General features: G+C 58.4%; 6 protein-coding genes. All 6 read right to left on the minus strand.

Annotation, left to right across the window (positions count from 1 at the left end; all coding sequences use genetic code 11):
- The coding region (locus tag ACXJJW_RS00255; RefSeq protein WP_456473714.1) for a hypothetical protein at positions 1-212 on the minus strand (212 nt) is incomplete at its 3' end.
- Positions 213-491: 279 nt separating this feature from the next.
- Positions 492-2270, minus strand: a complete 1779-nt coding sequence (gene glmS, locus ACXJJW_RS00260) for a glutamine--fructose-6-phosphate transaminase (isomerizing) (RefSeq protein WP_456473715.1) — start codon at positions 2268-2270, stop codon at positions 492-494.
- Positions 2270-3319, minus strand: a complete 1050-nt coding sequence (locus ACXJJW_RS00265) for a M20 family metallopeptidase (protein ID WP_456473716.1) — start codon at positions 3317-3319, stop codon at positions 2270-2272. The genes glmS and ACXJJW_RS00265 overlap by 1 nt, the downstream gene beginning before the upstream one ends.
- Positions 3316-5193 carry a Glu-tRNA(Gln) amidotransferase subunit GatE gene (gatE, locus tag ACXJJW_RS00270; protein WP_456473717.1) on the minus strand — a complete coding sequence of 626 codons (1878 nt, stop codon included), beginning with the start codon at positions 5191-5193 and terminating at the stop codon, positions 3316-3318. Before gatE ends, ACXJJW_RS00265 begins: the two co-directional genes overlap by 4 nt.
- A 9-nt stretch (positions 5194-5202) precedes the next feature.
- A complete protein-coding gene (gene gatD / locus ACXJJW_RS00275; protein ID WP_456473718.1) occupies positions 5203-6489 on the minus strand; it encodes a Glu-tRNA(Gln) amidotransferase subunit GatD in 1287 nt (428 codons plus the stop codon).
- A 5-nt stretch (positions 6490-6494) separates the two neighbouring features.
- The gene (gene argH, locus ACXJJW_RS00280; protein WP_456473719.1) at positions 6495-7967 is read right to left on the minus strand and encodes an argininosuccinate lyase; all 1473 of its coding nucleotides are present in this window, start codon (positions 7965-7967) and stop codon (positions 6495-6497) included.
- Between the last annotated feature and the right edge of the window lie 184 nt (positions 7968-8151).

An 8151-nucleotide genomic window follows, 5' to 3' on the forward strand; every position in this document is an offset into this window, starting at 1 on the left:
ATAATATCTGGATTTGATAGTAATCTATAAAGAAGTAATAACGATCCAATCGATGCTGGAAGAATTAAAAAATATTTTTCTGGATAAAATACTAAATTTACCGATTCAATATAAGCTTTAAAAGATAAAAATAATATTGTAGAAATGGATTCTATAAATATCATGTAAACTAATAAGATAGCAATCATTTGTATGATATTATATTTAATCATGCAAACTATATTATCACTTTTCAAATATCTAATTTTTAAAAAGAAATAAAAAGGAATAATAAATATAAATAATACATATGTTAAAGTATTAACTGAGTAAACCAGCGCGTTAACGAATGAATATGGGTATTCTTCCGATCTCGAAGTTAAATAGAAATAAATCACTAGTAATACCGCGAATAACAAGTATATCGGACGTATTCTCATTTCATTATTTTGATTGCGCATTAATTACAATTTTACGAATCTCTCAAATATAAACTTTCATCACTGTTATGACTACTCCACCGTCACAGACTTTGCCAGGGCGCGGGGTTTGTCCACGTTGCATCCGAGCCTCAGAGCGACATAGTAGGAGAGGAGCTGAAAAATCGGGGCGAAGAGTATCGGGGTGAGCGCCTCGCTGCTCTCAGGGATGGTGATGCACACATCGCCAGCCACGGGTTTGCCAGAGGCTATTGCTATAACCCTGCCCTTCCTCGCCTTCACCTCCTGGATGTTGCTCATTATACGCCTCCTGTTCTCCCCTTCCGCCGGGACAAAGGCGACGGTGTGCATCTGGTCGTCTATCAGCGAGATGGTGCCGTGCTTCAACAACCCCGAGCTCATCCCCTCGGCGTGCAGATAGGATATCTCCTTCAGCTTGAGCGCCCCCTCAAGGGCGGTGGGGTGGTTTATGCCCTTGCCTATGAAGAGGTAGTTTCTGACATTGAAGTGCTCCTCGGCGACGCGCTTAACCTCGGGCTCCAGCTCAAGCACCTCCTCCAGCTTCTCAGGCAGAGAGCGGAGCTCCTCCCTGAGCTCTCCCACATCCCTGCCGCGCATCTCTGCAAGCTCCAGGGCAACGCGGAGCAGAAGTGTGAGCTGCGATGTGTAGGTCTTGGTGGCGCACACTGCAATCTCTATACCTGAGCCCTGCATGAGCACATGCTCTGCGATTCTGGTGGCTGTGGAGCCTATCACATTCACTATCGCCGCAGTCCTCGCCTGCTTCTGCTTTGCATAGTGCATCGCTGCCAGGGTGTCGTAGGTTTCGCCGCTCTGGGTTATGCCGATCACAAGCGTGGTTTCGTCCACAACACCCTTGTTCTTAAGCTCAGAGGAATCTATGGCTATGACCGGCTTCTCAGCAAGGTTAGCGAACCAGTACTCAGCCACCATTGCGGCGTGCAGACTGGTGCCCGCGCCTGTGATGTACACCCTCCCGGCGCTGGAGATCATCTCAGCCAGCTTCGCAACATCCTCGCGGTATATCTTGAGGGCACTCGCAACTGTGCGGGGCTGCTCGTGAATCTCCTTCAGCATAAAATGGGCATAACCTTCCTTCCTCGCCTCCTCATCGCTCCAGTCCACATTCATGACCTGCTTTCGCCTCTCCTCGCCCGTGGCTATGCTCTTCACCACACAGCCGCTGGCGGTGATAACGGCGTACTCCCCATCGTCCAGGGGAAGGGCGGTGCGCGTGTGCTTCAGGAAGGAGAAAATATCTGAGGCTACAAACATCTCCCCCTCGCCCAGGCCGAGGACGAGGGGCGACTCCCTGCGGGCCGCTATTATCCTGTCGGGCTCCCTTGTGGAGATTACCAGCAGGGCATAGGTGCCCTCCACCTCCGCCAGAGCGAGGCGCACAGCCTCCTCGAGGCTCGAGGTGTAGTGCTCCTCTATGAGGTGGGGCAGCACCTCGGTGTCTGTCTCGGACACAAAGACATGGCCCTTCTCCTCCAGCATTGCCCTGAGCTCCTCGTGGTTTGAGATTATCCCGTTGTGCACCACCGCAATCTCCTGCGAGCAGTCCAGGTGGGGATGGGCATTGTCCTTTGTCACGCCCCCGTGGGTTGCCCAGCGCGTATGGCCTATCCCCACGCTTCCCCTAATCCGGCTCAGCCCCAGCTTGAGCTCAATCTCATCTATCATGCCCACGTCCTTCTTCACCCTGAGCTCGCCGTCTATGCTGGCAATGCCGCAGGAGTCGTAGCCCCTGTACTCCAGGCGCTTCAGGCCCTGAAATATCACCTCTCCTGCATCCCTTCCGCCAGCATAGCCCACTATCCCGCACATCAGCTCAACCTCAGGAAATCCACAAGTATATCAGCAAATTCAACAACCTCATTTATATCTATTCGCTCCTTCCTCGTGTGGGCAAGCTCCGGATCGCCAGGGCCGAAGATAACCGCGGGTATGCCCTCGCCGCTGTAGTAGGAGGCATCTGTGGTGGCCCTGCTCACCCCGTAGTGGAGCTCTCTGTGCCGGGAAATCGCCCTGGCAAGCTCTTCAATGAGGGGCTCTTCTCTTTCCACCAGGAAGGGTTTTGAATACGTCTCGCTTGCAAGCCCGGCGGAGTATTCCAGCCCTGAGAGCGCCCTGTGAATCTGCTTCATAACCCCCTCCGGAGTCTCCCCGAGGGTCAGGCGTCGATCTATGGTAAAGGTGCACACCTCGGGCAGAACATTCGAGGCTACGCCAGCGCTTATCGCAGTGACCTCCAGGCTGCCTCTGCCCACCTTAGGATGCTCCGGCAGGGGCAAGAGGCGGAGCCTCTCTATGGCGTCCATCGCTTTATAAATCGCATTTATGCCCCTCTCAGCCCTGCTCGCATGCGCCGCCCTTCCCCGGACGGCTATGGTTACTGTAACCCTCCCGCGCTGCCCCAGACAAAGCTCAAGGGAGGTTGGCTCCGCAACTATGGCAAGGCTCGCCCCGCAGCGTCCGGCGAGGGCAGCTGTGCCCGAGGGCTGCGTCGCCTCCTCGCCTACAACAAAGTGCACCTCCACAGCATACCTCAGCTCGCTGTTGCGAAGTGCATGCAGTGCCTCCACTATGCCCGCCAGCCCCGCCTTCATGTCCACCGCCCCCCTCGCAAGCAGCACATCACCCTCCTCGGCGATGCCATAGTACCCTGGCACAGTGTCCATATGCCCATTGAGCACCACCTTCTCGCCGTGCCCCCGCTTTGCAATCAGATTGCCCTGCTCATCCACACTGGTGCGCAGCCCGGCTTCGCCTAACCATGCCCTGAGAAGCTCCCTCACACTGCCCTCGCTCCCGCTCTCACTTCTCTCCGCAAGCAGTCTTTTAAGCCTGTCCCTGAGCCTCGCCGCTGAGCTCATCTCTCAAGATAACCCCTTATCTCTTCCCTGAGAATCTTCATCACCAGCTTCCCCTCCACCCTGCCGCGCAGCTCCTTCATCAGCAGACCCATGAGCGGTTTTGCGGCGCCCTCGCCGCGCTCCCGCACAAATTCCGCCCTCTCCTCTATCACCCTGCGCGCAAGTTCGCGAACCTGCGCCTCTGAGAAGCCCTCCAGGCCGAGTTCCTGCATCACACCCTCGACGCTCTTCTCGGGCGAGGAGCTCAGCGCCCTGATAACCTCCGGTATGGCCTCCTTGGCGAGCTTCCCCTCCGCCACAAGGGAGAAAAGCTCCCTGAAGCTTTCGCTGCGAATCCTCTCCACCGCACACCCCTCGCGGAGGAGCTCTCTCAGCGTGGCTATGAGCGTCGTGGCAACCAGACGGGGAGGAGCGCCGCTCTCCACCAGCTCCTCGAAGAGCCCTGCGTGCTGGCTTCTCACCACCTGAGCCGCCAGCTCCTCGCTGAGGCTGTACTGCCTCACAAACCTGGAAATCTTCTCCTCGTACAGCTCTGGCAGGGAGGAGCGCACCTGGGCGATTAGCTGCGCCCCAACCACAAAGGGCGCGAGGTCTGTCTCGGGGTACATCCTCGCCGCTCCAGGTAAGGGGCGCATATAGCGCGTGTCCCCGTCGCCCAGAGCAACGCGGGTCTCCTCGGGTACGCCCCTCAGCGCCTGCCGGGCGCGCTCAACCACCGCCTCCAGTGCCTTAAGCGCCCTTTCGCGTGCCTCCACAACGAGCACAAAGGCATCGCTCTCGCCCAGGGCGAGCCTCCTCGCTATGCTCTCAACCTCGTCGGCGGAGATGCCATAGCCCGGGAGTTCGTCGGAGTGGAAGATTCCTCCCACCCCCGCCTTCACACGGGCATACTGGGCAAGCTCACTCCCCAGGCGGGGCTCCTCCTTTGCGCCCCCTATCAGGCCGCCAAAGCCGGGCAGCTTCACCGCAAGGGCTGAGCCGCCCCCCTTCAGCACCCTCGCCACCAGCTTTGACTCTGTGGAGGCGAAGACCCCGGAGACGTCCGCAGGAGAAAACTCCAGGTGGGCCTCGGCAACACCACGCTTTTTCAGCTCCTGCGCAATCTCCACAAGCTTCCTCTGCCTCTCAGCCTCCCTCTCAATAATCCTGGGTATGAGGTTGAGCTCCTGCACGCCCTTGATCTCAACCCTCGCCCCGCCTGCGATGGAGACGTTTATATCCTGGCGTATTGTACCTATGCCGCGCTTGACCCTGCCGGTGGCGCGCAGGACCTCGCCTATCTTGAGCGCCACCTCGCGCGCCTCCTCCAGGGAGGTTATGTCCGGGGAGGTGGTTATCTCTATCAGCGGGATGCCGAGGCGGTCCAGGCGGTATACGGTCTTTCTCCCCTCCTCGCGCACCTTCCGCGCTGCCTCCTCCTCCAGGCATATCGTCGGTATGCGCACCCTCCCCTGGGAGGTCTCTATGTAGCCGTCCATCGCCACTATGGCTGTGCGCTGAAAACCCGAGGTGTTGCTTCCGTCTATAACAATCTTGCGCATAAAGTGGATTTCATCCACAGGGCGGGCGTTGAGGAGCAGCGCCACCTCAAGCACAGCTTTGACCGCCTCGGGGTTGGGATTGTGGGGCGGCTCCTCGTCCATCTCCACAAGACAGGAAACCTCCTCCGGCACCTCGTACTCGTAGCACCTTCCCTTCAGGTACTCCTGCAGCGCCGCTCTGTCTATCTCGCCCAGCTCACTCTGCGTAGGCCGCAGACGGCGGATAATCCTGAGCTCAGGCTCCTCCTCGCGGAGCTCACTCTCACAGTTGCAGAACAGCTTGTGCGTGGCAAGCTGCTGGTGTATCTCAAAACCCACGCGCAGTCCTTCCATAGCCTCACCTCAGTAGAAGGCCCTCGCCAGCGTCCTGGGCGTTATCTCACCTGCCAGGCTGCGCTGCATTAGCGAGCGAACCTCCTCGTAGTTCTGCGTTATCCCCAGCACATGCATCAGCTTTACATACGCCACCTCGGGAAGCATATCCTCGCCCGGAATCACACCCAGCTTCAGGAGCCTCCTCCCTGTGGAGTACACCTTCATGTCTACCCTGCCGTAGAGCGTGGAGGTGGTCATAACCACGGGTATGTCCTCCCCGCGGGCGCGTTCAATCGCCGGAAGCAGGCTCTCAGGCACATGTCCCAGCCCTGTGCCCTCGAGGACGATGCCGCGGTACCTGTCAATGCAGTGCTCCAGAAGCTCTGCGCTGACGCCGGGGTAGACCTTGAAGAGGGCAACCCTCTCCTCCAGGCGGGTGTCTGCATGGACCTCGCCCTCTCCGCGCTTTTTACACTCTGCAGAGAGCCTCACCTCTCCGCGTACCTCGCCTATGGGCAGGGCGTTTATGCTCTTGAATGCATCCCTCCGCGAGGAGTGCATCTTCCTGACCTTCGTTGCCCTGTGCACTGCGCAGGCCTCGTCGTCGCTGGTGGCATGCATAACCACCACCACCTCGGCGAGGTCGCTCACCGCAACCTTTGCCGCTGAGATGAGGTTGAGCGCCGCATCGCTGCTGGGCCTGTCGCTGGAGCGCTGCGAGCCCACAAGCACCACTGGCTTGGTGAGATTTTTCAGCATAAACGCCAGAGCGGCGGCGGTAAAGCCCATGGTATCCGTACCGTGGGCCACGACGACGCCATGGGCGGAGCCGTTGAGCTCCTCTGCCACCTCGCGGGCAAGCTTCTTCCAGTGCTCCGGGGTCATGTTCTCGCTGAGGATGTTGAAAAGGAGCTTCGTCTTAACCCTCGCCACGTCGGCAAGCTCAGGCACGGCATTTATTATCTCGGCGGCGGTGAAGGAGGGGTGCACCGCCCCCGTGGCGTAGTCTATCTTCGAGGCTATTGTTCCGCCGGTGCCGATGATTGTTATCTCCGGCTTATCGGGCGAGAACTGGGGCTCCGGGAAGGCGGGACGCCTCACACCCTCCGCCGGGGCCAACCTCTCTATCTTCGCCCCCGTAACCTCTATGCCTATGTTGTAGCCGCTGTCCAGCTTTATTACCACGTGTTTATCGTCGCCCAGCTCACTCCTGGGCATGAGCACGCCCTCATAGCTGCGCTCTCCTTTAAGCACACGTATCCTGTCGCCAACCTCTGCCTTACCCAGCACCCTTGCAGCTTCGCCCCTGTACATGGCCACTACCTCGCCAGCCTCTCTACCTCTTTCAAGAGTGACTCAAGGGCCTCTTTAACTTTGCGCTCCCTCTCTTCAAGCTTTGCCTCTAGCTCAGCCAGCCTCGCCCTGCCCCTTCCTATAGAGGCCTCAACGGCCTGCGGGGAGGGGGCTCCCTCCGAGCGTTTGCCGGCGATGCTCTTCTCTGGCGAGAGGCAGCGCTCCACCTCAGCTCTGCTCAGCCCCAGGGTTTTGCCAATCGCCTCCTGTGCCGCCCTGTCGAGCATCTCCGGTGTAACCTCAGCCGGGGAAAGGCCAGCCTTGACAGCCTCGGCAACGAGCCTGCCCACTATGCGGTGTGCACTCCTGAAGGTAAGGCCCTTCTCCCTCACCAGGTAGTCTGCAAGCTCTGTAGCAGTGAGAAAGTCGCCCTCGCATGCGGCACGCATCCTCTCGCTATTGAACTCTGCAGTACTCAGAATCCTGCCGAGCATTGAAACAGAGGCCTCGAGAACCTCAAAGGAGTCGAGAGCAAGGGGGGAAAGCTCCTGGAGGTCGCGGTTGTAGGCGAGGGGAAGCGCCTTCACAAGCGCAAGGGCTGAGGTCAGGTTTCCTATAGCACGGGCACTTCGCGCCCGCATTATCTCCAGGGCATCAGGATTCTTCTTCTGGGGCATTATGCTCGAGGTGGAGGAAAGCTCATCGCTGAGCTCAACGAAGCCAAACTCGGCGGTGCTCCACAGGATGAGCTCCCCGGCAAGGCGGCTCAGGTTCGAGGCAAGCAGGGCGAGCGCCGCCATGGGTTCCAGAAGAAAGTCGCGGGAGGCAACGGCATCCTGAGAGTTCTCCACCACGCCTGCGAAGCCCAGCATGCGGGCAACCTCCTCCCGCGCTATGGGGAAGCTGGTACCGGCGAGGGCGCACGCCCCCAGGGGGCTGTGGTTCACCCTCCCGTAGGCATCCTCCAGCCTCTCCAGGTCCCTCATAAATGCCCAGAAGTAGGCCAGCATGTGGTGGGCCAGCGTCACCGGCTGGGCGCGCTGCAGATGGGTGTAACCCGGCATGAGTGTGGCCTTGTTCTCCTGGGCAAGCCTGAGCAGCACCTCCTCAAGGGCGAGCAGGGCGCGGGAGATGCGGTTTATCCTGTCGCGAGCCAGCATGCGCAGGTCCAGGGCTACCTGGTCGTTACGCGAACGGGCCGTGTGCAGTCTACCCGCGACCTCGCCGATCTCCTCAAAGAGCCTTGCCTCAACCGCTATGTGCACATCCTCGAGGGCGGGGTCGAGCTTCAGGTCCCTGCTTCTGTATATACTGAGCAGTCCCCCCAGGAGGCTCCTCATCTCCTCCTCCTTTATTATCCCCTTCCTCCCGAGCATGAGCGCGTGGGCCATACTGCCCAGGATGTCGTACTCCAGGAGGTGCATATCAAATGCCAGTGATGAGGTGTAATCTGCAAACTCGGCGTCAACGCCTTTTCCAAGCCTGCCTTCCCTGAGCATTAAACCACCAGTAGAAAATTGCGTCTGGTAATATAAAAAGGCATGCCAAGACAGCCAGTATAATAAAGGGGGAGGGAGGTGTTGGGGAGGGGGGCCCTTGGAGATTAGAAGAAAAAGCAGTCCTAACACTCCAAGGGCATTCTTTCATGATGCACTCCAAATATATAAACTTTACGGTGGTTGG

Source organism: Candidatus Pyrohabitans sp., from assembly GCF_054014795.1.

Excerpts from the sequence above, each read along its gene's own strand:
- glmS (WP_456473715.1), bottom strand. The coding sequence starts at position 2,270 with ATGTGCGGGATAGTGGGCTATGCTGGCGGAAGGGATGCAGGAGAGGTG.
- ACXJJW_RS00265 (WP_456473716.1), bottom strand. The coding sequence starts at position 3,319 with ATGAGCTCAGCGGCGAGGCTCAGGGACAGGCTTAAAAGACTGCTTGCG.
- gatE (WP_456473717.1), bottom strand. The coding sequence starts at position 5,193 with ATGGAAGGACTGCGCGTGGGTTTTGAGATACACCAGCAGCTTGCCACG.
- gatD (WP_456473718.1), bottom strand. The coding sequence starts at position 6,489 with ATGTACAGGGGCGAAGCTGCAAGGGTGCTGGGTAAGGCAGAGGTTGGC.
- argH (WP_456473719.1), bottom strand. The coding sequence starts at position 7,967 with ATGCTCAGGGAAGGCAGGCTTGGAAAAGGCGTTGACGCCGAGTTTGCA.